This is a genomic window from Streptococcus suis, assembly GCA_022354845.1.
GTDB lineage: Bacteria > Bacillota > Bacilli > Lactobacillales > Streptococcaceae > Streptococcus > Streptococcus suis_AA.
Genome location: CP031970.1, coordinates 1,452,233 through 1,477,124, shown reverse-complemented (window position 1 = coordinate 1,477,124; position 24,892 = coordinate 1,452,233). Strand labels below are relative to the sequence as shown.

General features: G+C 40.6%; 29 protein-coding genes. 27 read left to right on the top strand and 2 right to left on the bottom strand.

Translation table 11 applies throughout. The features are described 5' to 3' along the window. The first annotated feature begins 1 nt into the window (after position 1). The 3 genes from D2A30_07795 to D2A30_07785 all read left to right on the top strand — a co-directional run bounded on the left by D2A30_07795 (position 2) and on the right by D2A30_07785 (position 2,245). Entirely contained in the window at positions 2 to 415 is a 414-nt protein-coding gene (locus tag D2A30_07795; protein ID ULL21478.1) for a DUF948 domain-containing protein, read from the top strand. Beyond that, the gene (locus D2A30_07790) at positions 399 to 935 is read left to right on the top strand and encodes a YtxH domain-containing protein (protein ULL21477.1); all 537 of its coding nucleotides are present in this window, start codon (positions 399 to 401) and stop codon (positions 933 to 935) included. The genes D2A30_07795 and D2A30_07790 overlap by 17 nt, the downstream gene beginning before the upstream one ends. Before the next feature lie 185 nt (positions 936 to 1,120). Beyond that, positions 1,121 to 2,245: an aminotransferase gene (locus tag D2A30_07785; GenBank protein ULL21476.1), complete on the top strand. Its 1,125-nt coding sequence runs from the start codon at positions 1,121 to 1,123 to the stop codon at positions 2,243 to 2,245. Positions 2,246 to 2,463: 218 nt separating this feature from the next. On the opposite strand, the gene D2A30_07780 is transcribed toward D2A30_07785, so the two are convergent. Then, positions 2,464 to 3,645 carry a DUF2974 domain-containing protein gene (locus D2A30_07780; GenBank protein ULL21475.1) on the bottom strand — a complete coding sequence of 394 codons (1,182 nt, stop codon included), beginning with the start codon at positions 3,643 to 3,645 and terminating at the stop codon, positions 2,464 to 2,466. Between the two features lie 175 nt (positions 3,646 to 3,820). Here D2A30_07780 and D2A30_07775 point away from each other — a divergent pair, with 175 nt between their 5' ends. From D2A30_07775 to D2A30_07680, 20 genes are all read left to right on the top strand, one after another. Beyond that, on the top strand, positions 3,821 to 4,504 hold the full coding sequence (locus tag D2A30_07775) for a DNA-binding response regulator (protein ID ULL21474.1): 684 nt from the start codon (positions 3,821 to 3,823) through the stop codon (positions 4,502 to 4,504). Continuing rightward, positions 4,497 to 5,489 (top strand): sensor histidine kinase, encoded by a 993-nt coding sequence (locus D2A30_07770; GenBank protein ID ULL21473.1) that lies wholly within the window; start codon positions 4,497 to 4,499, stop codon positions 5,487 to 5,489. The genes D2A30_07775 and D2A30_07770 overlap by 8 nt, the downstream gene beginning before the upstream one ends. A gap of 95 nt (positions 5,490 to 5,584) precedes the next feature. Continuing rightward, positions 5,585 to 6,343: an ABC transporter ATP-binding protein gene (locus D2A30_07765; protein ULL21472.1), complete on the top strand. Its 759-nt coding sequence runs from the start codon at positions 5,585 to 5,587 to the stop codon at positions 6,341 to 6,343. Position 6,344: 1 nt separating this feature from the next. Then, entirely contained in the window at positions 6,345 to 8,345 is a 2,001-nt protein-coding gene (locus D2A30_07760; protein ID ULL21471.1) for an ABC transporter permease, read from the top strand. Positions 8,346 to 8,579: 234 nt separating this feature from the next. Further along, positions 8,580 to 9,815, top strand: coding sequence for an ammonium transporter (locus tag D2A30_07755; protein ID ULL22017.1), 1,236 nt, complete (start codon positions 8,580 to 8,582; stop codon positions 9,813 to 9,815). A gap of 14 nt (positions 9,816 to 9,829) precedes the next feature. Continuing rightward, a complete protein-coding gene (locus D2A30_07750; GenBank protein ID ULL21470.1) occupies positions 9,830 to 10,171 on the top strand; it encodes a P-II family nitrogen regulator in 342 nt (113 codons plus the stop codon). Positions 10,172 to 10,778: 607 nt separating this feature from the next. Then, complete coding sequence (locus D2A30_07745) at positions 10,779 to 10,943, top strand: hypothetical protein (GenBank protein ULL21469.1); 165 nt, start codon at positions 10,779 to 10,781, stop codon at positions 10,941 to 10,943. Next, positions 10,940 to 11,257 (top strand): PadR family transcriptional regulator, encoded by a 318-nt coding sequence (locus D2A30_07740; protein ULL21468.1) that lies wholly within the window; start codon positions 10,940 to 10,942, stop codon positions 11,255 to 11,257. Before D2A30_07745 ends, D2A30_07740 begins: the two co-directional genes overlap by 4 nt. A 1-nt stretch (position 11,258) precedes the next feature. Then, positions 11,259 to 12,053, top strand: a complete 795-nt coding sequence (locus D2A30_07735; protein ULL21467.1) for a hypothetical protein — start codon at positions 11,259 to 11,261, stop codon at positions 12,051 to 12,053. A 76-nt stretch (positions 12,054 to 12,129) separates the two neighbouring features. Then, on the top strand, positions 12,130 to 12,879 hold the full coding sequence (locus D2A30_07730) for a hypothetical protein (protein ULL22016.1): 750 nt from the start codon (positions 12,130 to 12,132) through the stop codon (positions 12,877 to 12,879). 80 nt (positions 12,880 to 12,959) lie between these two features. Further along, a complete protein-coding gene (locus tag D2A30_07725; GenBank protein ID ULL21466.1) occupies positions 12,960 to 13,196 on the top strand; it encodes a DUF2829 domain-containing protein in 237 nt (78 codons plus the stop codon). Then, positions 13,189 to 13,887, top strand: a complete 699-nt coding sequence (locus tag D2A30_07720) for a 3-oxoacyl-ACP reductase (protein ULL21465.1) — start codon at positions 13,189 to 13,191, stop codon at positions 13,885 to 13,887. Before D2A30_07725 ends, D2A30_07720 begins: the two co-directional genes overlap by 8 nt. 12 nt (positions 13,888 to 13,899) lie before the next feature. After that, the gene (locus D2A30_07715; GenBank protein ULL21464.1) at positions 13,900 to 14,451 is read left to right on the top strand and encodes an N-acetyltransferase; all 552 of its coding nucleotides are present in this window, start codon (positions 13,900 to 13,902) and stop codon (positions 14,449 to 14,451) included. Continuing rightward, positions 14,448 to 14,918, top strand: a complete 471-nt coding sequence (locus tag D2A30_07710; protein ID ULL21463.1) for an ASCH domain-containing protein — start codon at positions 14,448 to 14,450, stop codon at positions 14,916 to 14,918. Before D2A30_07715 ends, D2A30_07710 begins: the two co-directional genes overlap by 4 nt. A 177-nt stretch (positions 14,919 to 15,095) precedes the next feature. Beyond that, positions 15,096 to 16,478 (top strand): bifunctional UDP-N-acetylglucosamine diphosphorylase/glucosamine-1-phosphate N-acetyltransferase GlmU, encoded by a 1,383-nt coding sequence (gene glmU, locus D2A30_07705; GenBank protein ID ULL21462.1) that lies wholly within the window; start codon positions 15,096 to 15,098, stop codon positions 16,476 to 16,478. A 10-nt stretch (positions 16,479 to 16,488) separates the two neighbouring features. Further along, on the top strand, positions 16,489 to 17,034 hold the full coding sequence (locus D2A30_07700) for an NUDIX hydrolase (GenBank protein ID ULL21461.1): 546 nt from the start codon (positions 16,489 to 16,491) through the stop codon (positions 17,032 to 17,034). A gap of 8 nt (positions 17,035 to 17,042) precedes the next feature. Continuing rightward, positions 17,043 to 17,363: a hypothetical protein gene (locus D2A30_07695; GenBank protein ID ULL21460.1), complete on the top strand. Its 321-nt coding sequence runs from the start codon at positions 17,043 to 17,045 to the stop codon at positions 17,361 to 17,363. 8 nt (positions 17,364 to 17,371) lie between these two features. Further along, complete coding sequence (locus D2A30_07690) at positions 17,372 to 18,061, top strand: 5'-methylthioadenosine/adenosylhomocysteine nucleosidase (protein ID ULL21459.1); 690 nt, start codon at positions 17,372 to 17,374, stop codon at positions 18,059 to 18,061. A gap of 196 nt (positions 18,062 to 18,257) precedes the next feature. Then, entirely contained in the window at positions 18,258 to 19,106 is an 849-nt protein-coding gene (locus D2A30_07685; GenBank protein ULL21458.1) for a pyridoxamine kinase, read from the top strand. Beyond that, positions 19,103 to 19,633, top strand: a complete 531-nt coding sequence (locus D2A30_07680; GenBank protein ULL21457.1) for a hypothetical protein — start codon at positions 19,103 to 19,105, stop codon at positions 19,631 to 19,633. The genes D2A30_07685 and D2A30_07680 overlap by 4 nt, the downstream gene beginning before the upstream one ends. A 210-nt stretch (positions 19,634 to 19,843) precedes the next feature. Here D2A30_07680 and D2A30_07675 read toward each other — a convergent pair whose 3' ends face one another. Next, positions 19,844 to 20,644, bottom strand: coding sequence for a peptidylprolyl isomerase (locus tag D2A30_07675; GenBank protein ID ULL21456.1), 801 nt, complete (start codon positions 20,642 to 20,644; stop codon positions 19,844 to 19,846). Between the two features lie 147 nt (positions 20,645 to 20,791). Between D2A30_07675 and D2A30_07670 the strand changes: the two genes are divergently transcribed. From D2A30_07670 to D2A30_07655, 4 genes are all read left to right on the top strand, one after another. Further along, a complete protein-coding gene (locus D2A30_07670) occupies positions 20,792 to 21,148 on the top strand; it encodes a DUF2500 domain-containing protein (protein ID ULL21455.1) in 357 nt (118 codons plus the stop codon). A 74-nt stretch (positions 21,149 to 21,222) separates the two neighbouring features. Further along, positions 21,223 to 21,762: a hypothetical protein gene (locus tag D2A30_07665; GenBank protein ULL21454.1), complete on the top strand. Its 540-nt coding sequence runs from the start codon at positions 21,223 to 21,225 to the stop codon at positions 21,760 to 21,762. Positions 21,763 to 21,845: 83 nt separating this feature from the next. Beyond that, complete coding sequence (locus D2A30_07660) at positions 21,846 to 24,221, top strand: DNA translocase FtsK (protein ULL21453.1); 2,376 nt, start codon at positions 21,846 to 21,848, stop codon at positions 24,219 to 24,221. Then, on the top strand, positions 24,221 to 24,607 hold the full coding sequence (locus D2A30_07655) for a VOC family protein (protein ULL21452.1): 387 nt from the start codon (positions 24,221 to 24,223) through the stop codon (positions 24,605 to 24,607). The genes D2A30_07660 and D2A30_07655 overlap by 1 nt, the downstream gene beginning before the upstream one ends. Positions 24,608 to 24,892 lie beyond the last annotated feature (285 nt).

Genomic DNA, 24,892 nt, shown 5'->3' with positions numbered 1-24,892 from the left:
TATGATTATTGAAATTTCAGTGTTGATTATTGCCTTGTCCATCGCGGCGGTGGCAGTATACATTATTTTGTTTTTAAAAAAATTGAATACAGTAACGGATGAAGCGCAACAGACCCTAAAGGTCTTGACTAGTGATGTGAATGTGACACTCTACCAGACCAATGAGCTATTAGCTAAAACCAATGTCTTGGTAGAAGATGTCAATGGAAAAGTTGCAACACTCGATCCGCTATTTGTAGCAGTGGCAGACTTGTCAACTTCTGTTTCTGACCTGAATACATCAGCAAGAAATTTGACAGTCAAGGCTAAGTCTGCTGGAGCAAGTACAGTGAAGGCAGGTGGAGCGCTCTCTGCACTGTCAGCTATCTCATCTCTCTTAGGTAGGAAAGGAGAAAAAAATGGTAAGAAAATCTAGTAGTGTACTAACCAGTCTCTTATTGGGAGCAGCAGGAGGTGCAGCAGCAGCTGCATTTCTAGCAAGCAAAACTGGTAAAGTAGTCAAAAAAAAGGTAGTCAATTTTGCAAATGATTATAAGGAAAATCATGATGAAATCAATGCTGATTTCGTGAACAAAGCTCAAGATCTAGGAAAACAAGCATCTGAACGGTTCACTGAAGTGAAAACACAACTTGAAACTGGTGAACTGAAAGTTGAAGACTTGGTCAAATCTGGCAAGGAAAAATCTTTGGAAACCTTTGAACAAATCAAAGAAAAAATTGCAGAACAAAATCTTTCTACAGCGGATATTCTGGATGCAATTAAAGCTAAAACCGCTAAAGCACCAACAGTTGATGTAACGGCTGATGATATAGAAGATGCTGTGGTAGTTTCAGAGGATATTGAAATTGATATTGATTCTGTTGTTGTTGAACCTACTGTGGAGGAAGTAACTGAAGCACCAACAAATGATAGCGAAGAGTCTCACAACCTCTAAAATAATAGTCAAAGAATCAATTTAGCATTGCTAAATTGATTCTTTCTTTTGACAAGAAATTGGTTCATTTGTGAGGGAAGGAATAATTTTGCCACAAAAACCTTCCTAAATTCTATTATTTCCAGTATTGAAATAATCATTTCATGTTACAATGATTGATAGAGAATATTAGAAAGAAGATTAAGATGAAATTACCACGTTTTGGGGTTGAAGAATGGCTGAATGTCCATGAAAAAAATGCAAAATATGATATCGCAGGAGTTTCCATCAAATCATTATCCTTAGATGAACTTTTTGAGTTGACAAATACTTCTGCAGCGACATTTTATAAGGAACTGGGAAAGACAAAATTGGATTATGGCTGGATTGAGGGGTCTCCAGGGTTTAAGAAATCGGTCAGTCAACTCTATCGTACAATCGAACCAGAACATATCTTACAGACAAATGGTGCTACTGGAGCAAATTTTCTAGCCCTCTTTAGTCTAATTGAACCAGGTGATCATATTATTTCGCTCTATCCCACTTACCAACAGCTCTATGATATTCCAAAATCACTAGGTGCAGAGCTTGAATACTGGCAGATCAAAGAAGAATTGAATTGGTTACCAGATTTAGATGATTTACGTCAATTAATTCGCCCTCAGACAAAGATGATTTGTTTAAATAATGCCAATAATCCTACGGGTGCGGTAATGGATGATGTTTTCCTAAAAGAAGTGGCTACGATTGCGGCCAGTGTTGGTGCCTATGTACTAGTCGATGAAATTTACACATCGTTTTCAGAAAACAACAATTCTTCCATTGTAGACCTGTATGAAAATGGCATAGCAGTCAACAGTTTGTCCAAAACCTACTCCTTAGCAGGTATTCGTATTGGCTGGGTCGCTGCAAATGATAAGGTCATTTCCATTTTACGTGATTATAGGGATTACACTTTGATTTGCGCAGGTGTATTCGATGATATGGTGGCTCAGCTTGCTTTGGAAAATCGCCAGGCAATTTTGAAAAGAAACCACCGCATTATCCACGAAAATCTATCAATTTTGGACCATTGGGTATCTATGCAACCTAGGGCATCCTATATAAAACCTGCTTTTGTCTCAACCTCCTTTGTCAAATTGGATGTTCCCATTCCGATTGAAGAATTTTCTTTGAACCTATTAGAAAAATATGGGGTATTGGTTGTACCTGGAAGTCGATTTGAAAAAGAGGGCTATGTTCGCATTGGTTATGCCTGTGACCAAGAGACACTGAAAAAAGGATTGGAGCTATTAGGAAATGCTTTAGCAGCATACGACAAAAGTCATTGAAAATCAACTAGAATCGAAGATCCATTGACAACTCATCACAAATGATATGAGTTCTTCCCAGTCTATCTTTAAGTCAAAGATAGCACCTTCTGGCATTCTTTTTTAAGGTAACAGGCAGAAATGTAGCACTAGAACTTTTCACTCATCGAGGATCTTGACGAGAGGGTAAGTAGTATAATCTTAAAGTACATAAACAAAGCTAGCTTAGAGAACCTAAACTAGCTTTTATTTTTATTGATAGTTGGGAGAGTAAAGAGATCGTTCCAATCAGGGAAATTTAGGTCGGGTTTTGGGAGGCGATTATTCCATCCCTTTAGCCAGATTTGATAACGGGTATCAAAGAGCATGCGAATGAGTTTATCCATCATCTCGGCTTCTTGAGGGGAGAATTCTTTTCTTAATCGATCAATCTCCTGTAATTTTTGCAAGGGATTGATGACAAAGTCACTAAAACGTTCGATACCAGCTTGAATGAAAATACCAAAAAATAGATCGAAAAAGGCTTGTAATTCTTCCTCTGTCAGACTAGCAGTCCATGCTTTTAAGGTACGGTCGATTTGCAAACTTTCTTCAGTAAGTGCTGGGGCGGTCCGGAAATCGTACCCATCTACCTCCCAAGAAAAGCTGATGTGTTGTAATAAACCGATTGTGCGGCTGCTCACTATTTGCGCTTTTTCTGGTGTTTCCAACATCATCCCTACAATGGAATTTTGAGGAATAATCGGTACAATTTTTTGTTCGATTCCCAAATACCCATTCGACGTCAAATACTGTTTATGAAGTCCTGGAGCGTCAAAAGCGTAAACAATCAAAATATATTGTTGAAGGGCTGGTGGGAGTTGAGAAGTAGCATAAATTGCTAAATTACCACCCTTCGAGTGGCCTGAAACATAAAAATCAGAATGTTGAGCAGCCATGATATCCTGCAAATAGCGACTGGCAGATTGTTGTGCAGGAATTTCCTTCATATAGGTCATATGGAAATCTTCCTTCCACCCAATGATGGTATCATCGGTGCCACGGAAACAGGTCAACACTGTATCTCTATCCAAGTGATAGCTAACTGCTGCAAATTGTTGTTGTAAATCAATCTGATAATCATTAACATAGGCAAATGCTTTCAAGTATTTATAGCGTTTTGAGCTAGCCATTAATTCAAAAAGAGTTAAGCGGCTCTTTGTGACCATGGTAAAAGGAGGAAATTTTTGATTGTATTTTTCATTGAAAGCATCAAATAATTTATCAATACGAATACCAGAACTGGTGAATTCTGTCGGAACAAGATCGTCAAAGGGGAGATAGGATAATTCTGTCAAGGCTAGAATATCTAATTTATTAATAGCTTGGTCATAGAAACTATCGTATTTGATATTTTTAATGTAATCTAGTAAATTTGGCATAAAAACCTCAAGTTTTCTTATAGATAAATAGTATAACCTAATCATGCATAGATGACAACTATTCGTATAGTTATTTGGCCATTTTCATAAAAATTTCACATTCATTTCCACCGAATAAATTTGCATAAATTTTATTGAATAGGCTATAATAATAGAAGAGTGAAAGGAGACACAGATGCAGAAGATTTTTCTAGTAGAAGATGATAAAACCATTAGCCAATTGGTCGCTAAAAACTTGACGAACTGGGGGTATCAGGTCCAAGAAGTAAAGGATTTTCAGACGATTTTGAAGCAAATCGACGATTTTCAACCTCACTTGATTATACTTGATATCAGTCTTCCTTTCTTTAACGGCTATTATTGGTGTCAGGAAATCCGTAAGACCTCTCGTGTCCCCATCATGTTTTTGTCTTCGCATGATCAGCCGATGGATATTGTCATGGCGATTAATATGGGAGCGGATGACTTTGTGACCAAACCCTTTGAAATGACAGTGCTTTTGGCAAAAATACAAGGACTTTTGAGAAGAACCTATGATTTTGTTGGTGAGCAGAGTTTACTCTGGTTTGAACAGGTTGCACTTGATTTAAAAACTATGCAGGTCTCCTATACAGAAGCTGTTGAAGAATTGACTCGTAATGAATTTCAGATTTTACGAGTACTTTTTGAGCATGGCAAAGAAGTCGTTAGCCGCGAGGCATTGATGCGTGAGTTGTGGAACAGTGATATCTTTGTCGATGATAATACTTTATCAGTAAATATTGCCCGATTGCGCAAAAAATTGACAGAATTGGGCTTGCCTGACCTCATTGCGACCAAGAAAGGAGTTGGCTACGGCCTAGTGTGGATACATGAATAAAAATGATGTTGGTAGCGTTTTTTATCAATTTCTAGGTTCCTGGCTAGGCCATCGTTGGATTTTTCTCCTTGCTATTATCGTTTTTTCGGGGATTACTCTAGGATTCGGCTCTCTTTTTGAAATAGACAGCAATTTAATCATCTATGCCCTTACCCTTCTCAGTCTCTGCTGGTTTCTTGCTCTTTTGTTCGACCTTCTTGTCGAGTTTTCTCGTTTTAGAAAAATCTGGCGTGGTCAGAAGGTCGCATCAATGACAGCTAGTGAGCGTTGCTTACAGGAGAAGTTGGAAAGACTGGAAGTCGAAAACAAATCACTCTTTGAAAAGCAGCGAAAGGACAAGGCTGAATTAGATGATTACTATACCCTATGGGTTCATCAAATGAAAACACCCATAGCAGCAAGCCACCTCTTAATCAATGAAATTGAGACCAGTCAAATTCGTCACCAATTAGAATCTGAGTTGTTCAAGATAGAGCAGTATACTGGTTTGGTCCTGAATTACTTGCGACTCCAGTCTTTTCATGATGATTTAGTCATTGAACCTGTTCATTTAGATGAGCTTATCAGGACTTTGGTGAAGAAGTATTCTCTCTTTTTTATACAGTCTAATAATCGTTTGGACTTAGGACAACTGGATCGGATTGTAAGGACTGATAAACGATGGCTAGGACTTCTGATTGAGCAAATTTTATCCAATGCCCTCAAGTATTGTCAGAAAGGGACCATTTCGATTGTTTTGGACGGAGATGATTTGGTCATTGGTGATACAGGAATCGGGATTGCAGAGAGTGATTTGGAACGGGTCTTTGAACGTGGATTTTCAGGATTTAATGGTCGTAGAACACAGCAATCTTCGGGACTTGGGCTTTATCTTTCACGTAAAATCGCAGCGGAGCTGGGCTATTCCCTAAAACTAAGCTCCAAAGTGGGACAAGGCACAGAAGTTCGGATTGGTATCAAGGAGGTGGAACTGGTTTTGGATTAATCTTACAAAACTGTAACGTAAATGAAAGCTTGAACTATGGTAGCTTATGTTGGCTTAAGCTAGAATGGAGGTAGAAAAAGAAAGGGAGTGATGTTATGACTGTCTTAGATGTTCAGCATGTGCAAAAGATTTATAGTTCACGCTTTAAGGCGGGGCAATTAGAGGCCTTAAAAGATATTCATTTTACTGTAGAAGAGGGAGAATATGTCGCTATCATGGGTGAGTCTGGCTCAGGGAAATCGACCTTGCTCAATATTTTGGCCACCCTCGATAAGCCAACGCGAGGTAAGGTTTTGCTGAACGGTTTGGATACACAGTCTATCAAGAGTAAGGAAGCAGCAGCCTTTCGTCGGGAGAAATTGGGCTTTGTGTTCCAGGACTTTAACCTCTTGGATACCTTATCTGTCAAGGACAATGTTCTCCTGCCATTAGTTCTTTCTCGCTATCCGATAGATGAGATGAACAAGCGTTTGGTACATACACTCAATAGTCTTGAAATTGGGACCTTGCAGGAGAAAATGCCATACGAAATCTCTGGTGGTCAGCAACAACGAGTTGCGGTGGCGCGTGCCATTATCACACGACCAGAAATTCTTCTAGCAGATGAGCCGACTGGTGCCTTAGATTCCAAATCGTCAGCAACCTTGCTGGATATTTTTGAACAAATTAATCAGCAGGGGCAAACAATTCTGATGGTAACCCATTCGACAGCTGCAGCAAGTCGGGCAAAACGGGTTTTATTTATCAAAGATGGTATTCTCTATAACCAAATCTACCGAGGTGAGCGGACCAGTCAAGAGATGTTTCAGTTGATATCAGATACTCTGACTCTTATGGCGAATCGAGGTGAGTAGTATGTTTGGACTATGCTTTCGATTGGCGCTAACCAATCTAAAAAAGAACCGTCGTCTCTACTACCCATACGCAATAATGACCATTGTTTCCACAGCCATTTCTTATATATTTGCATCATTAGCTTTTCATCCTGATTTAGGTCAAGTCAAGGGAGCAAATGGAGTGACCCAAGTGTTGGGGTTTGGTATGATTGTGGTCATGTTAGCAGTTGCTATTATGGTTTTATATGCCAATAGTTTTGTCATGAAGCAACGGTCAAAAGAGTTCGGTGTCTATAGTATTCTGGGTTTGGAGAAAAAACACCTTCTTTTGATGACTTTCCTAGAAAATGTGGTCTACTCAACTAGCACTATTTTGACCGGCCTCCTTTTAGGACTGGCCCTGGACAAACTTTTCTATGCGCTCTTGCTTAAGACCATGCAGATGCCAGTTGTTTTGACATCCGTCTTTCAATTGAAAAATGTGGCAATTGTACTTGCCTATCTCTATGGGATTTTCATTTTAGTCAGCCTAGTTAATATCGGAAAGCTAGGCTTGACTGACTCTCTCAAGCTGGTTCAGGGCAAGAAGCGAGGGGATAAGAAAACAGGATTCCTCTGGTTGCAAACTCTTTTAGCTCTTATTTTATTGGGAGCAGGCTATGTTATTGCCCAACTAGTGACGAGTCCTATACAGGCTATTCCAAGCTTTTTCGGAGCAACTCTTCTGGTTATCCTTGGGACTTATTTGCTCTTCCAAGCAGGTGTTATCAGTCTATTAAACTGGCTAAAGAATCGTCAGACCTACTATTATAAGCCAGATAATTTCATTTCTGTATCTAACTTGATTTTCCGTATGCGGAAAAATGCTCTGGGTCTTGCTACGATCACCATTTTATCCACTATGTTTTTAGTGACCATGGTTGGAGGACTTAATATTTACATCGGTGGTAAAGATTATATCGCCAACCAGAATCCAAATGATTATTCGATTGATGTTGTCATGGAACCTACCACTTCAAAAACACAAGTGGAGGAGTGGGCGGATGCTATCTTGGAAGAGGCGAAGATTCCTGTGGAAAGTAAGGTAGTCTATCCCTACCAACAAGCCTATTTTTCTAATGTGACGAATCAGCAAGTGGCATTTTTGTCGGATGAAAAAGCCGCTAGTATAGATTTCTCTGACCTTGGTGTTGGGTTTATCCTTGATCAAGCCAGCTATGAAAAGATGACTGGTCAAAAACTGGAGTTGGAAGCAGACCAAGTGGCCATTTATAGTAAGGTAGTCCAATTTCAAGCTGGTCAAACCCTCGCCTTTGATGAAAAGGAGATGGAAGTTGCCCAAGTCTTGTCTGAAAATGTGACCTTGGGACATCTTCCAGACCATGTGTCTTTCATTGTAAGTCAGTATTTAATCGTTGTGGTTCAAGATTTGACGATATTTGAAAATCAAGCTGAGAATCACTATTATATGGGCTTTGAAAGCAGTTTGTCAGAAGAAGAACAGGTAGATAGCCAAGAGACTTTCTTATCAGGTAGTTTTGAAAGTGAGCTTTGGGAGTCCAATATATTACCGGATGGAACGAACTCCATTAGTCTGGCCTACCGCGCCTACGCAACACGTAACTTCTTTAGTTTTGCTGGTTCACTTTTCTTCATTGGGCTCTTGCTATCGCTCACCTTCCTTATGGCGGTGGTTTTGGTGATTTACTTTAAACAGATTTCAGAAGGCTATGAAGACAGAGATCGCTTTATCATCATGACCAAGGTTGGTCTGGATGAGAATCAAGCCAGACAGTCCATCCGTAAGCAGTTGTTGATGGTATTTTTCCTTCCAATCTTGTTGGCTATAGTTCATCTTGGTTTTGCCTATAAGATGTTATCCGCCATCCTTGTCTCAATTGGTGTCGTAAATATGGAATTAATGTTACATGTAACGATAGGAATTTGTTTGGTCTATTTCTTGCTCTACTTGATGGTTTTTGTAATAACAACACGGACTTATAAACAAATTGTTTCCTAAAAACTTGGGGTTTTCCCCAAGTTTTTTGATATTTCTAACATAACGTGGAACATTTTTAGAATTTTCTGTCAATTTAATATTTACATATTAAGAGGATAGTGATATTGTATATAGCGTAACAAAAAGTTCATTCTATAGTTGTTTAGTGTCATCGTTCTTGCCTTTTATAAAAAAAGAAGACAGTAAGATAAGTGCTAACAATTAAGGGATAAAAAAGGAGATGTGCTTATGAAAATTGAAGGATCAAGTATTGCCTTTATAGTGATTTGTACAGGTTTGGTATTTTTAATGACGCCAGCCCTTGCTTTCTTCTATGGTGGTCTCGAGAGGCGGAAAAATGTCATCTCAACGATGATGATGTCTGTTGTCTCGCTAGCTATCTCAACGGTGATGTGGTTCGCTGTTGGTTACTCTCTATCATTTTCAGGGGATGGTAATCTTATTGGTGATCTTGGACATGCGTTTTTCCAAGGCGTCAGTGACTCAGAGAGTACAAGGGGCTTGACGATTCCGGACTCACTTTTCGCAGTTTTTCAGATGATGTTTTCTATCATTACTGTTGGGATTTTAACAGGATCCGTAGTGGGACGGATGCGATTTAAACCTCTCTTAATCTTCATAGTTGGTTGGCTTCTTTTAGTTTACTATCCATTTGCCCATATGGTTTGGGATGAAGGGTTACTTGCTCAGTGGGGTACAATTGACTTTGCTGGTGGTGATGTTGTCCATATTACATCAGGGGTAAGTGGCTTGGTTTTGGCTTTGGTAGTTGGCAAGCGCAAGGACTTTAATCGCCTCGAATACCGTCCACATAATGTACCATTTGTCCTATTGGGGGCTGGCTTACTTTGGTTCGGTTGGTTTGGTTTTAATGCAGGTTCTGCCTTAGCAGCCGATGGTTTGGCTGTTCATGCCTTGGTAACGACACATTTGTCAGCTGCAGCGGCCATGTTCTCATGGATTTTGTTAGAATATTTAAAGAATGGAAAACCATCACTTGTCGGTGCTTCAACAGGATTAGTAGCTGGATTGGTTGCTATTACGCCCGGGGCTGGTTTTGTATCAACGTGGAGTGCAGTGATTATCGGATTATTGGTTAGTCCAGTTTGTTTCTATGCAATTGCTATTGTGAAACATAAACTTGGTTACGATGATGCCTTAGATGCTTTTGGCTGTCATGGTGTCGGTGGTATTTTTGGAGGTATCGTAACAGGACTGTTTACTACTCCTGAATTGGCTCTCGACCCTGACAATATTGGCTTGATTTATGGTAATCCACGCCTGTTCTTGGTAACCATCGCAGCGATTGTTTTTACAATTGTTTGGTCTGCAGGCATGACATTTGTTCTCATAAAGGGAATCTCATTCTTCATGCCACTCCGCGTTTCAGATAGAGAAGAAGCAATTGGTTTGGATAATACAGAACATGGTGAGACAGCTTATCCAACATTTATGGGCTTAGATTCATAAGAGAGGTGTTTTTGATGAAAAAAATAGAAGCAATTATTCGTACAGAAAAATTAGAAGATCTTAAGGTTGCCATAACTAGTGCAGGAGTTGCTAAGGGAATGACGATTTCACAAGTTCTGGGTTTTGGAAATCAAAAAGGCTTTGCGGAATTTGTTCGTGGTCAAAAGGTGACTCCAACCATGCTTGCTAAGGTAAAAGCAGAGATTGTTGTTGAAGATGCCGCAGTCGAAGAAGTTGTTGATGTCATCACTACTGTAGTCCGAACAGGGGAAGTCGGTGACGGTAAAATATTTATTCAGCCAATCGATGATGTTGTTCGCATTCGGACAGGGGAACGTGGTCGTGATGCAATTTAGAACTTGGATTCACAGCCCAGCACTTTCATTTAAGTAAGCTTTTCAACACTAGTTCTTGTCAAAATACAGTTAGTGTTCTCTCAAAAACCAGTGTAGATCGCTTTCTTATCTAAAAGTTTGTGATTGGTGAATATTGGTTCTTAGAAATAGATATGATGAACTTGGGGCAACCCAAGTTTTTTTTACAGGTTCTAAGATAAGTTGCTACCGCAACTTTTTATCTTCCCCCTTCATCAGTCTCTCAGCTTGTCTTTTCCCACCTTCAACAGTCTCCCAGATTGTTTGGACACAAACTACGTTTGTTTTATTTCCCACCTCCAACAATTTCCCATATTGTTTGTACACAAACTGCGTTTGTTTTATTTCCCACCTTTAACAGTCTCTCCCCAGACTGTTGAAGCAATCTATCACTGTGCTGAGACGTTAACGCAAACTTTTAAAAGTGATTTATTTTTAAATATTTTTCACTATATTGCTTTACATACTAGGTATCTTGTATTATAATATAGATATAATACTAATAGGTAAAACAAACTAGTGGTAAAAGACAAAGAAAATAACTTTTTTTATCAGGCTAGTTGGTATTACAAACTAGATGGGAGGAAGTATGAAACTGGATAAGAAAAGTCGCGAAAATTGGAAACTAGCAGGCATCACGCTTGTGACGGCGATTATAACAGGCTGGGCCTTGGATTCTATATTGATCTTAGGTATCATGTTAGCGTCAGGCTTGCTGTTTGGATTTTTTGCAGAAGATGAGGAGGGCTTATGAAAGAAACCCAGATGCTCAAGGGGGTTCTAGATGGCTGTGTATTACAAATTATCAGCCAGAAGGAGATTTATGGTTACGAATTGGTTCAGGAGTTGAGAAATCAGGGCTTTGAAAACATGGTCGGAGGGACGGTTTATCCACTCCTTCAAAAGTTAGAAAAAAATGACCTGATTCTTAGTCAGAATAAGCCCTCACCAGATGGACCCGACAGGAAGTATTTCTATCTGACAGACCAGGGAAAGGCTTATCTAGAAGATTTTTGGAGCCAGTGGACGGAATTGGTTCAAAAAGTTCAGCGATTGAAAGGAGAATAAGATGAGCAAACAAATGGAATACCGCAAGCAGATTGAAGTGATTGAAAGCCAGTTGATCAAGGAAAACAAGGAATACATGGGCCGTATCAATGGCTACATGATGATTGCCTCTGTCTTTCACAGGCAGGAAGAAGCAGTGACTGCCCAGCTTTTATCCATTTACCAAGATGTTCTGGAAGCCCAAAATGACGGGCTTTCGGCGGAGGATTTTCTGGGCAAAGACAGCAAGCAAATGGCAGATGACCTACTCAGCTACCTTCCTCCAATTGGTTTCATGGAAGTCGCAAACCTGAGTGGCCTCATGCTCATCATCTACCTCGGCAGCCAATGGCTGGTAGACTTTGCAGGGACAGGAACCATTTCCCTCAACTGGCTGGGCTTGGTGTGTGACACAGCTCTCAGTTTCCTCCTGCCAGCAGGGATTTTCCTCCTCATTCGCGGTCTGATTTACCAGACCAGCAAAATCAAGGTCTGGGCAAGTTTTCTTTGCATCCCCCTTCTTTTTCTCGTGATTTGTGGACTTCGTCTTTGGGCAATCCCCAAGGAACCTGACCTAGTCTTGACTGGCTGGGGGCTACTAGTACCACTCACCTTGCTCGGTCTCGTTCTGCTATTTTTCCAAAAGGAAAAGTTGGTCCGCTATGTCTTTTTACCGACCTATCTCTTTATGATTGTTGGCGGTGTGGTAAATATGGTCATGGCTGTTCCAGTTTGGTTCAATCTGATGTTGGTGATTCTTCCAGCCATGGCCTTTTGGATTGGAACTGCGGTTTTGTTGGTGAGGAAGGAGAAGTAAGATGAACAAGCAACAGGAACATTTGAACACTATTAGCAGCTTACAGGGGAAGTTGACCAAGGAAAACAAGGCTTATATGCGTAAGCTCCATGCTTACTTGATACTGGCATCAGCCTTCCATGAGCAGGAGGAAAGAGCGACGGAACTCTTGCTTTCTATCTATCAAGATGTCTTGGATGCCCAAGCAGACGGTCAATCGGCAGAGGATTTTTTAGGCAAAGATAGTAAGCAGATGGCGGATGAACTCTTGTCTGACCTGCCGCCTATTCGCTGGTACTATGGTTTGCGGTTAACAGGATTGATTTCCTTGGTCTATATTAGTTGGTTTTTCTTAGGTTTGTTTGGAGTGACTGGTGAAATGGTCCTAGAATGGCGAGGCTTGCTGTGCGATTTGCTTCTGGCGCTCATTCTGCCCAGCTCTGCATTTTTCATCCTAAAGAACCTAGTCTATGAACGGTCAAAAATCAAGTCCTATCTGCTGATGGGGACGTGGGGACTTAGCTTTGTAGGGCTGATTGTCTTGCGTTTTTGGATTAGTCGTCAGTTTTATGAAGGAGTTCCCCTGCCCTTGTGGGCCAGTCTCTTGATAATCTTAGGAATCGCAGCTGGTCTCTTCTACTATCGCAGTAAGTCAGCAATTGTAGATACCTTGATTCCAGCCTATGTGTTAACGGTGCTCAGCGGCTTTAGTCAGCTGCTGGCCAGTCAGTTTGGCTACGGACCGCAGGATTGGACAGGTTGGTTGCCTCTGCTCTTTATGGTTCTTGCCTTTTTCTCAACACTTGCAGGCACATTTTTCCTATTGAAAAAGGAGAATGTGGGGTAGAAACAGAATCAGGCTAGCCTTTAGAGTAGTCTGATTTTTTGGTATAATGATTGTAAGATAGAAGAATAAAGGAGTAACCCATGACATTTGAAGAAATTTTACCAGGCTTGAAGGCCAAGAAAAAGTACGTTCGCACAGGCTGGGGTGGAGCGGAGAACTACGTCCAGCTCTTTGACACCATTGAGGTCCACGGGCAAAAGCTGGAGGCGACGCCCTATTTCCTCATCAACGTGACAGGCGAGGGCGAAGGCTTCTCCATGTGGAGCCCGACTCCCTGCGATGTCCTTGCGACCGACTGGGTAGAAGTCCATGACTAAGACAGCCCTCATCACAGGCGTTTCCAGCGGCATCGGACTAGCTCAGGCAGGCATTTTCTTGGAAAATGGCTGGCGTGTGTACGGGATTGATCAGGCCAGCAAGCCTGATTTGGCAGGAGATTTCCACTTTCTACAGCTGGACCTGACAGGCGATTTAAGCCCAGTCTTTTCATGGTGCCAGACAGTCGACGTCCTCTGCAACACCGCAGGCATTCTAGATGATTACCGTCCCCATCTGGATATCGAGGAGGATGAATTAGCTCGCATCTTCGAGGTTAATTTTTTTGCGGTGACTAGACTGACTCGCCCCTATCTGCAGCAAATGGTGGACAGACAGTCTGGCATCATTATCAATATGTGCTCCATTGCCTCTAGTCTAGCAGGAGGAGGGGGCTCAGCCTATACTGCTTCCAAGCACGCTTTAGCAGGCTTTACCAAGCAGTTGGCTTTGGACTATGCCAAGGACAAGGTTCAGGTCTTCGGTATCGCCCCAGGTGCCGTCCAAACAGGCATGACCCAGAAGGATTTTGAGCCGGGTGGTCTGGCGGACTGGGTGGCAGACCAGACTCCAATCGGATGCTGGACCCAGCCCAGCGAAATCGCAGAGCTGACATTTATGCTAGCCAGTGGCAAACTGGCTTCCATGCAAGGCCAAATTATCACCATTGATGGTGGCTGGAGTTTGAAGTAGGGAGGAAATTCGATGATTCTTGAAACCAATAGATTGATGCTTCGACCTTGGAGTGAAACAGACGCAACTGATTTATTTGTTCAAGCCAGTCATCCGGAAGTTGGTCCTGCAGCGGGTTGGCCTGTTCATCAGAGCGTGGAAGAAAGTCGAGAGATTATCAAGACTGTTCTCAGCCAATCAGAAACCTATGCCCTTTTTCACAAAGAAAAAGGACAGGTGATTGGCAGTATCGGACTGATGATTGGCAAGAAAGGTGGTCTTGAATTGGCTGATTCAGAGGCCGAGATTGGTTATTGGATTGGTCATTCATTTTGGGGACAGGGATTGGTGCCAGAGGCTAGTCAAGTTTTACTGGATTACGGCTTTTCCCAATTGAATCTTGAGAAAATCTGGTGTCGTGCTTTTGTAGAAAATAGCAAATCATTACGTGTCCAAGAAAAACTGGGCTTTGTTTACCAATACCTCTTGGAAGATGTGCATTTCCCACTCATCGATGAAGTTCGTACCGAACGAGTGAGTTTATTGACGAGAGAGGAATGGTATTCTAGAAAGGAAAACCCATGACACCAACACAACTCTGGCAAGAATTTCTTGCAATCAATTCCCAAGCTGGTTCTGAGCCGGAGCCCTGGGCCTTTGGGGCGGAAGCTGATCGACTGGCCGATTTGGTGGCCAGGGGCATAAAAACTTCGACCAGCTCTGCCCATGCCCTCTATGCAGTAGAGGGAGAAGATGTCCCAACAGCTGGTGGCTATGACATCATTCTGGACGGACAAGGTAAGGCTGTGTGCATTATCCAGACCACCAAGGTCTATGTGACGCCCTTTTCCCAAGTGACGAAAGAACATGCCTATAAGGAGGGCGAGTTCCGTCAGGGAGGTGACTTGTCTGACATAAAAGCGAAAAGTCTGATCCACTGGCGACAGGTTCATGAAGACCTTTTCACTATCTGGCTGGCAGAAGCAGGCCTTTCCTTCTCAGAAGATATGCTAGTCGTCTGTGAAGAATTTGAATTGGTTTACCCTAAATAGACAATTCTATTGGATGCAATCAACCTGTAGTTTGTTTTCTAATACTAGAAATTGTTGAGAAACTGGCTTCATTCCAGTTTCTTTTTTTATTTACGAAAAATCCTTATAAAACTGCCATTTTCCAAAAAAATCAAAATTTGCTATAATAGTGTTATTACGAAGAAAAGAGAATTATTTATGAGCAATAACTATGCAATTATTCTAGCGGCAGGTAAGGGTACTCGCATGAAGTCTGATTTGCCAAAGGTCCTACATAAAGTGGCAGGAATTACCATGTTGGAGCATGTTAAACGTGCAGTTGATGCTATGGAACCTGTTAAAACAGTAACCATTGTCGGGCACAAAGCAGAATTGGTTCAAGCTGTTTTAGAAGGTCAATCAGAGTTTGCTCTTCAATCAGAACAGCTGGGAACAGGCCACGCCGTTATGATGGCTGAGCCAGCTCTTGCAGGTTTGGAAGGTCAGACCCTAGTTATTGCAGGCGATACACCGCTGATAACAGGAGAAAGCTTGAAGAGCCTCATTAATTTCCATGTTAGCCACAAAAATGTTGCAACCATCTTGACAGCTCAGGCTGATAACCCATTCGGATATGGTCGGATTATTCGCAATGCTGATGGGGAAGTGCAAAAAATTGTTGAGCAAAAAGACGCCAACGATTTTGAAAAAAAAGTGAAAGAAATCAATACAGGGACCTACTTGTTTGATAATAAGCGTCTTTTTGAAGCACTTAAAGATATTAATACGGACAATGCCCAAGGTGAGTACTATCTGACAGATGTTATTTCGATTTTCCGTCAGGCAGGCGAGAAGGTCGGTGCTTATGTCTTGCGTGATTTTGACGAAAGTTTGGGTGTCAATGATCGCGTCGCTCTTGCTACAGCTGAGTCTGTTATGCGCAAACGAATCAATGAAAAACACATGGTCAATGGTGTGACCTTTATCAACCCAGATGCTACATATATTGATATTGATGTTGAGATTGGTGCAGAAGCTGTTATCGAAGCTAATGTTGTCTTGAAAGGTCAAACGGTGATTGGTGAACGTACTGTTTTAACCAATGGTACTCGTGTACGTGATGCGAAAATTGCAGCAGATGTCGTCATCAGTAACTCAGATATTGAAGAATCAGTTATTGAAGAAGGCGTAACGGTCGGACCATATGCCCATATTCGTCCTCAATCAATTCTATGTAAAGATGCACATGTAGGTAATTTTGTTGAAGTTAAGGCTACGACACTTGGCGAACATTCTAAGGTGGGTCATCTAACTTATCTTGGTAATGCAACGATTGGAAAAGGTGTCAATATTGGAGCAGGGACAATTACAGCAAATTATGACGGGCAACATAAATACCAGACAATAATCGGAGATGGTGTATTTGTAGGGTCAAACTCGACAATTGTGGCTCCAATTTCTGTAGGTGACCATGCTCTTTTAGCAGCTGGTTCAACCATTACAAAAAATATTCCCAAAGATGCAATTGGTATTGGACGTGGTCGTCAAGAAAATAAAGAAGGTTATGCGATACGTTTTCCGTTCCATCCAAGTCAAAAATAGGTATATATATATGAATTTTGAAGAAAAAACAGTTCAGCGGACAGAGATTTTTAAGGGACACATTTTTGATGTAGTAGTGGATGATGTCCAACTCCCAGATGGTAAGATAAGCCAGCGCGAATTAGTTTTTCATAGAGGAGCAGTTTGCGTATTAGCTGTGACGCCAGAGGGAAAAATGATTTTGGTGAAACAGTACCGGAAAGCGATTGAACGTGCCATTTATGAGATTCCTGCAGGTAAGTTGGAATTAGGTGAAGAAGATACGCTGGAAGATGCTACCTTGCGGGAATTAGAAGAAGAGACAGGTTACTCCAGCGACAAACTGACATTGTTAGCAGATTTTTACTCAGCTATCGGTTTTTGCAATGAGCGAATTCGCTTGTATTTAGCTGACCATCTGGTCAAAGTTGAAAATCCACGTCCAATGGATGAAGATGAGGTTATCGAATTACATGAGGTAAGCTTGGAAGAGGCTTTGAACTTGGTGGCTACTGGCGAGATTTGTGATGCAAAGACCATCATGGCTGTGCAATATTTACAACTCATGAGAAAGTAGGTTAAGGCATGAGGAAGCCCTTGTTAACGGATGATATTTTAGAGAAAGTGAAAAAGAATCAGTATTCAGGTCAATCAAATCAATTTGGACATTATCGTCCAAATCAAGATGTATCAATGGATGACAATGTATTTGAGCCTTATCTAGACGAAGAGTATCAAGGGTATGAGGAAGGGCAAACAATCCGAATTCCAGTCAAACCTAGTGTGGTAAAAAGTCGTCGTATTGAAACCATCAAAAGAGAAGCATTCCGTAGTAAAGTGAATAAAATCCTTTTTTGGGTTATTATCTTGCTGATTATCTTTATCATTGCAGTATTATTTATTTAGGAGAAGAGATGAAATTTGGAATTATCGCAGCCATGCCACAAGAATTAAAGATTCTTGTAGAGCATCTACAAGATGGAACAGAAACCATCGTTTTGGGTCGAACCTACTATCAGGGACAAATCGGTCAACATGATGTAGTTCTCGTCCAATCAGGTATTGGAAAGGTAATGTCAGCCATGTCTGTTGCTATTTTGGCAGACCATTTTGCAGTTGATGTCATTGTTAATACAGGCTCAGCCGGAGCTGTTGCTGACGGTATAGCTATTGGTGATGTGGTTGTAGCAAATCAATTGGCATACCACGATGTCGATGTGACAGCTTTTGGCTATGCTTACGGACAAATGGCAGGGCAGGAATTGTATTATCCAGCAGATCAAGCCTTGTTAGAACAGCTGAGAACCGTTTTAGCAGAGCAGGAAATCATTAACCATGTGGGTCTGATTGTGACGGGTGACAGTTTTATCGCAGGTCAGGAGAGAATTACTACGATCAAAACTCATTTCCCAGAAGTCCTTGCCGTAGAGATGGAAGGAGCAGCTATCGCTCAAGCAGCTGTCAATACAGGTAAGCCATTCTTGGTTATCCGTGCCATGAGTGACACAGCTCAGGGAGATGCCAATATTACCTTTGATGAATTTATCATTCAAGCAGGAGAACGTTCTGCCCAGACCCTGATTGCCTTTCTGGAGAAAAATTAAGCAGGTTTTGACAACAATACATTGAAATAGGATGACAGTAGCAAAAAATTGTTACTGTTTTTCTTATGCAGTAATTTTAGCCCAACATAATAAGGTTTTAGGCATCTGTCCCCATACAGTTGTGGATATGTAATATTGAAAAATGTATGATAATACTTTACAATTTTGTTTATGAAAAATAATTTAGGAGGTTGTTATGGTTCAGCGATTATTGCTTGCGAACGACTTACCTGGTGTTGGTAAGGTTGCACTAGCAACTAGTATCCCAATTGCAGCAGTTTGTCAGGTAGAAACAATGCTTTTACCTACAGTTCTTTTATCCTCACACACAGGCGGTTTTCCAGATGTTGTCATTGAAGATATGACTGACTTGAATCGTGCCTATTTTAGACAGTGGAAGAAATTGAATGTAAAAGTAGCGGGAATTCTGTCAGGTTATTGTAGAAATCCTCAGCAGCTTAGACAATTGGCAATGTACGCCAAGCAAACAAAGACACCATTGATTGTAGATCCGATTATGGGTGACAGTGGAAGACTGTATACAGGTTTTACATCATCCTATGTAGAGGCCATGAAAGAATTAACTCAGTCGGCCAAGCTCATTCTTCCAAATTTGACAGAGGCTGCGTTGTTAACTGGTCGGGAATATGTTGGAGAACACTATGATTTTTCGGTGATTGAAGACTTATTGGAGGCCTTGGCAAAGCAAGTGACAGCAGATATTGTACTGACAGGAATTTCCTTTGATGATAGCCAAATAGGTGTAGCCTATTTTCAGCAGGAAACAGGGGAAATTACTACCTATTTGTCTAAAAAATATCCAGCAAATTTCTTTGGAACAGGTGATATTCTATCTACCTTGTTAGCAGTAGCAACCATTGAACAAATCAATCTCCATCAAGCTATCCCTCTTGCTTTAGAATTTATTGACAAAAGCTTAAGACAAACCCTTTCATTGAATCGAGACCTAAAGTTAGGGATTTATTTTGAGCCATTTTTAGCAGAGTTACAAGAAACATTTCAAACATTAAAGGAGAAATTATGAAACAGAATCAATTACGTCAATTAACCGAAGTTAGTTTATTTGCAGCCCTTATTTGTGTGGTTGTCTTCTTTATTCGCATTCCATTTGGGAGTCAATTTGTTCACTTAGGCAATGCTTTAGTAGTGGTAGGAGTTTTACTATTTGGAGCTAAAAAAGGAGCTGTGGCAGCGTCACTTGGTCTAGGCATCTTTGATTTACTATCTGGTTATGCTTCAGTCGCTTGGATTACCATTTTAGAATCGCTCATCGTCTGCTTCATTTTGCATTTATTTTATGAGAAATTCCTCAAGAAAAATGACCGCTTAACTAATATTATTTTGGTTGGAATTGTTGCGGCAATTACAAAAATTATCTTGAACCTATTGAAGTATACATTAACGGGAAGTTTTGTCGGAGGGTTAACCTTCTCAGCTTCCTTCCTCGCAGCATTGGGTAGAATCTTAGGAACCTATGGCACTGCAATTACGACCATCATTGCTGTACCAATCCTCTATCAAGTATTCAAAGGTTTATATAATGGAAAATAAGGAAAGCAATCGTAAAAAAAATGGGAGTGGGAAAGAACTCGACTATTCATAGAATAGTTCGTCTTCCCACCCCCGCACAGTTGATTAGGTCAGATTTGGAGTGTAAAACACGAACAAATCTGCCAATCAACCACTGCGCTGAGATGTTGACACTGACTTTGAGAAGCAGTGCTGGGCTTTTTGCTCAGACTCATTTTTTATTGGTCTGACCTAGTTAGTGTAGTCTTTAATGATCTCAATTGACTCAATCTTAACATCTGTTTTTGGTTTATCATTGTCATCCGTCTCAACAGAAGCAATCTTGTCGACGACATCCATTCCATCAATCACTTGACCAAATACAGTATGTTTGCTATCTAAGTTTGGATTTCCACCTTTTTTATAGGCTTCAACAATCTTACCAGGATAGCTGGAACTAGAAAGTTGGCTTGACATGTCTGTGGTATTTTGGTTGATAAAGAATTGGCTACCATTTGTACCGGTACCAGCATTGGCCATCGAAAGCGAGCCACGAATATTGTAAAGGAAGGCTGAAAACTCATCTTTGAAACCATTTCCAGCATCGATGGTCGTATCTTTTCCTGCCCAGATAGATTCACCACCAGTACCATTTCCAAGTGGATCTCCACCTTGAATCATAAAGTCTTTAATGACACGATGGAAGATGGTGCCGTCATAGTATCCTTCCTTTGCATGGGTTAAGAAATTTTCAACGGTCAAAGGTGCCTGCTCAGGGAAGAGTTTGATAGTAATATCCCCTTCAGTTGTCTTGATTTTAACGGCAGCCTCATTTTCAGCTATATCAGTTGACAATTGTGGAAAGGAAGCAGATGGATTGTTGATCGCATAAGCCAAATCCTTTGCATATTGACTTGATGCTGTCGTATCCGTAGTTGTAGATGCTACAGATGTTGAACTTGTGGAGCTGGAGGAATCTGAAGTTGATGAGCTATTTCCGCAGGCAGTTAGAAATAAACTGGATGTCAGTAAAAACAGTATTGCTTTCTTCATAGAAAATACCTTTCTGGTTCTTATTAATTATGCACATTCTACCATGTTTTCCTAATTTTTTCAAATTTTCTCCTAGATGAGATCAATCGTTTCTAACTGAACTAAATATGATATACTATTGTTATAAATGCAACAGGAGGTTACCATATGTTTGGAAATTTATTTGGTCCACATGGAGGAATTATGTGGGAAATGGCTCTTTTTTATTTCGTTTTTATTTTCATAATTGGGCTAATATGTTTTCAAATCCTTCGAAATTTTATGGAGTGGCATCGTAATAACCAATCACCAATTGAGACTTGTCAAGCCTTACTGGTCACAAAGCGAACGGATGTTTTTGGAAATGAAACAGCCCGGACCAATTATTACCTGACATTTGAATGGAATGGTCAAAGAAGAGAGTTTCGTGTCAAGGATCATGAATACGGATTGTTAACGGAAGGTGATAAAGGAATATTGACCTTTCAAGGAACTCGCATGCTCTCTTTTGAACGCAAATCCTAGTCACTAATCTAGGTTTTTCCTGTGGAATAGTGTATAATGATCTTACTATTTAGAGATAATAATGTGAGGTAATTATGTCTGTTGAACAACGCATCGCAGAAATGTATAATGACTATGAGGTCAAACCCTATATTTCCCCAGAACGTGATCTTGCGACCTGGCTATTAGAAGCAAAACCGGTGCCAAAGCGTAATATGGTTCGTCTAGAAGAAGGTCTGCTACCAGGGGATATCATTTTATTATGGCGCATTAACTTTGGAACGTTTGAAACAACCACCCCCTATTCAAAGTATTTTGAGTATATCTATGGTATCAATGGTCCAGAACATATGGAACAATTAATCACAGATGGATATGCTTATGTTGAGTCTGCCTTTGATTCATTGGATCACATCACTTCAACTGCTAAGAAAAATATTCTCAAAGCAGAAGGAGTTACTGGTTTATCCAAGTTAAAAGTTGCTGATCTTGATGCAGCACTTAAGGAGTATTTGACTGAAGAAAAACTGGCACCATATTTTTCAGTTCGCGGCTACGCCTTGACGGAAAAGGGAAAATCAGCACTAGACAATCACCCCGAAGTAATCGACAAACATCCGAAGAAAAAAATGTGATCAGCAAGGCTGGTCCTTTTTTCTATCATGAAAATTCTTCTCAAATATGATAAAATAAGGAGATTGAGAAAGTTGAGGTATATATGAGAAAGACAGGTAAGAAAGGAAAGGCGACAAGACGGCCGACAAAGGCGGAACTGGTTCAACAAGAGCGTGTTAAAAAGATGGTTATACGCATCATCAGTCTCCTTTTTTTAGCATTTACAGCAAGTCGATTGGGAGTGTTTGGGGTAACCAGTTACAACATTTTCCGATTGCTTTTTGGTAGTTTGGCCTACCTTTTGATTGTGGGTGCATTTGTTTATTTCTTGCTTCCAAATCAAATTCGGAACCGTGAAGGAACCATTTCCGGTTTTTGGCTAATCGTTGCAGGACTCTTGCTTGAATTTCATGCCTATTTTGACTGGAATTTTAAGGGTGAAGATTTATTCCAACAAACACTTAAATTAGCAATTGGAGACTTGTCATCATTCCAAGTGATGGAGTTCTTTGGAGGTGGTCTGGTTGGGAATGTTCTTTATCTGCCGGTTTCGTTTTTATTTTCAAACATTGGAGTATTTTTCATCGGCTTCTTATTGATTGCCTTTGGGATTTTCTTTATGAGTCCGTGGTCTGTATATGAAGTGGCGGATGGAATGGCAGTTTTCAGAGATAGACTTTCTGAAAGACAAGAAAAAAGAGCAGAGCTTCGTGCACAGAAGCGGGTTGAACGAGAAGAAAAACGCCAGCAAGAATTAGCTCGTCTTGAGGAGGAGCGCCTCCGGATTGAAAATGAAGTTGAGGTTACCGATGAAAGCACCTCTCCTCAACGAAAAATTGATCTTGAAACAGAGGAAATCATAGAGGAAAAAGAGATAGAAGAACCCGTTCAAGTACCAATTTTTTCTGAATACGATCATTTGGAACCCGAAGATGAGTTTCCAGTCATGCTTGCACAAGATGAGCTTCCAGTTATGGAGGACCAGCAGGAACTCGCAGACGAAGAAGTTGAAGATACTGACATTCAAATAGATTTTAAACCCAAGCAACGATTGGCTTACAAATTGCCAACCATTGATTTATTTGCCCCAATAAAAGTAAAAGGACAAACCAATGAGAAGCGAATCGTTCGTCAGAACATAAAAGTGTTAGAAGATACCTTTGCAAGTTTTGGTATCAAAGTAGTTGTTGAACGGGCAGAAATTGGACCTTCTGTAACTCGGTATGAGTTGAAACCAGCTGTTGGGGTTCGAGTCAGTCGTATTTCTAATTTGGCAGATGATCTGGCTCTTGCCTTAGCTGCTAAAGATGTTCGGATTGAAGCCCCTATTCCCGGGAAGTCTTTAGTCGGTATCGAAGTTCCTAATACAGAAGTGGCAATGGTGCCTTTCCGAGAATTATGGGAACAATCCATGACAGACCCAGCTAAATTGTTAGAAATTCCGCTTGGTAAAGCTGTCAATGGGACGGTGCGTTCGTTTGATTTGACACGGATGCCCCACTTGTTAGTTGCTGGCTCGACAGGATCGGGGAAATCAGTGGCAGTCAATGGAATCATTTCATCTATTTTGATGAAAGCAAGCCCAGACCAAGTGAAGTTCATGATGATTGACCCTAAAATGGTAGAGTTATCGGTTTACAATGATATTCCTCATTTATTAATTCCTGTTGTAACCAATCCACGAAAAGCAGCGCGTGCCCTTCAAAAAGTCGTTGACGAAATGGAAAAACGGTACGAACTTTTCAGCCAAGTGGGGGTTAGAAATTTAGAAGGCTACAATGCCAAAGTGGAAGAATTTAACAGCCGTTCTGACGAAAAACAAATTCCATTACCACTTATCGTCGTTATCGTAGATGAATTGGCAGATTTGATGATGGTAGCTAGCAAGGAAGTTGAAGACGCAATTATACGTCTTGGTCAAAAAGCCCGTGCCGCGGGTATTCATATGATTTTAGCAACACAACGTCCTTCAGTAGACGTTATCTCTGGTCTAATTAAGGCAAATGTTCCATCTCGTATTGCTTTTGCTGTGGCATCAGGTACGGATTCACGGACTATTTTAGGTGAGAATGGAGCAGAAAAACTGCTTGGACGGGGGGACATGCTATTCCATCCAATTGGAGAATCTGCACCAATGCGTTTACAAGGGTCCTTTATTTCAGACGATGATGTAGAACGTATCGTTCAATTTGTAAAAGATCAGGCTGACGCAGAATATGATGAGACCTTTGATCCAGGAGAAGTATCTGACAGTGATACAGATTACGGTGCAAACGGTGGATCCAACGAAGGAGATCCACTCTATAATGAAGCAAGAGCATTAGTCATAGAGACGCAAAAAGCAAGTGCATCGATGATTCAACGTAGGCTATCGGTCGGATTTAATAGGGCGACTCGATTAATGGAAGAACTAGAAGTTGCTGGTGTGATCGGACCTGCAGAAGGAACAAAACCAAGAAAGGTATTAGAAACGCAATAATGAAACTTGATACTGTACACCATATTGCTATCATTGGTAGCAATTATGAAAATACAAGGGAATTTTATGTTGAAAAGTTAGGGTTCGAACAACTTGACGAGCATATCCGTCCAGAAAAAAAGGATATTCTTTTTAATGTAAGAAAAGGTAATCTGGTTTTGGAAATTTTCATTAAACCAGATGCCCCAAAGCGACCAGCTATGCCAAATCCAGAGCATACAGGTCTTCGTCACCTTGCGTTTAGAGTTGAGAATGTTGAAAGATGTTTAAGTGAGTTTGACGCTCAGGGAATACGACATGAGAACGTACGAACAGATGATTTTGACGGAAAAAAAATGGCATTTTTCTTTGATCCAGATGGTCTTCCATTAGAAATACATGAATAATTTCGTCATTACTTGAAGGAATTTGAGCAAGTTCTAATAAAATTTGAACCATTGATTGGAATAAAAGTAGTTAGTAAACAGCTAATTACTTTTTTTGTCAAATAATTTTATGCTTCAATGTAATAAAAACCAACATTATGTGTAAAGGATACAAAGTATGTCATATACTGTATAATTTCACAGATCAGACTTTTGAGAAATAGGGGTAAAAACGAATGTTGTCAAGTGTTTACGAAAACATAATTCGCGATTAGTATAAAAAATAAGTATGCCACAACAGGTGCT